The sequence below is a fragment of the Allobosea sp. P1_A7 genome (genome assembly GCF_056406775.1).
Window position 1 is genome coordinate 1 of sequence record NZ_JBFTZN010000592.1, and the last position, 1,125, is coordinate 1,125.

Genomic DNA, 1,125 nt, shown 5'->3' on the forward strand with positions numbered 1-1,125 from the left:
GGCCGCCAAGGCCAAGCAGGTCCTGAAAGACAAAGGGCCGACCGCGGTCGGCATGTTCGGCTCCGGCCAGTGGACGATATTCGAAGGCTATGCCGCGACCAAGCTGATGCGCGCCGGCTTTCGATCGAACAATCTCGACCCCAATGCCCGCCACTGCATGGCCTCCGCGGCATACGCCTTCATGCGGACCTTCGGCATGGACGAGCCGATGGGCTGCTATGACGATTTCGAGGCCACAGATGCCTTCGTGCTCTGGGGCTCGAACATGGCGGAGATGCACCCGATCCTGTGGACGCGCGTCGCTGATCGAAGGCTGGGCCATCCGCATGTCAAGGTCGCCGTGCTCTCGACCTTCACCCATCGCAGCTCGGACCTCGCCGATATCCCGATCATCTTCAAGCCGGGCACCGATCTGGCAATCCTCAACTACATCGCCAATCACATCATCACGACCGGCCGCGTGAACCAGGACTTCGTCGGCAAGCACACCAGCTTCGTCAAAGCTGCAACCGATATCGGCTACGGGCTGCGCCCCGACGATCCGCGCGAGGTCAAGGCCAGGAAGGCGGCCGATGTCGGTGCGACCTCGCCGATCGATTTCGAGCTCTATGCGGCTTCCGTCAAGGACTACACGCTGGAGAAGGTGTCGGAGCTCACCGGCGTCGAGCCCGGCTTCCTGCAGCAACTCGCCGAGCTCTATGCCGATCCGAAGCGCAAGGTGATGTCGCTTTGGACAATGGGCTTCAACCAACATGTCCGCGGCGTCTGGGCGAACCAGCTCGTTTACAACCTGCATCTGCTGACCGGGAAGATCTCGGAGCCCGGAAACAGCCCCTTCTCGCTGACCGGGCAGCCCTCCGCCTGCGGCACGGCRCGGGAGGTCGGCACCTTCGCCCACCGTCTGCCGGCCGATATGGTCGTAACCAATCCGGAGCACCGCAAGCATGCCGAGGAGATCTGGCGGATCCCGGCCGGGACGATTCCGGAAAAGCCGGGCTACCACGCGGTCGAACAGGACCGCATGCTCAAGGACGGCAAGCTCAATTTCTACTGGATCCAGGTCAACAACAACCTGCAGGCGGCGCCGAACAGCAGCAACGAGACCTATCCGGGCTACCGCAACCC

Annotated in this window: 1 protein-coding gene; it reads left to right on the forward strand. The window is 63.0% G+C overall.

The genetic code is table 11. The features are described from left to right. The coding region (locus AC1D34_RS37855; RefSeq protein ID WP_476827065.1) for a molybdopterin-dependent oxidoreductase at positions 1-1,125 on the forward strand (1,125 nt) is incomplete at both ends.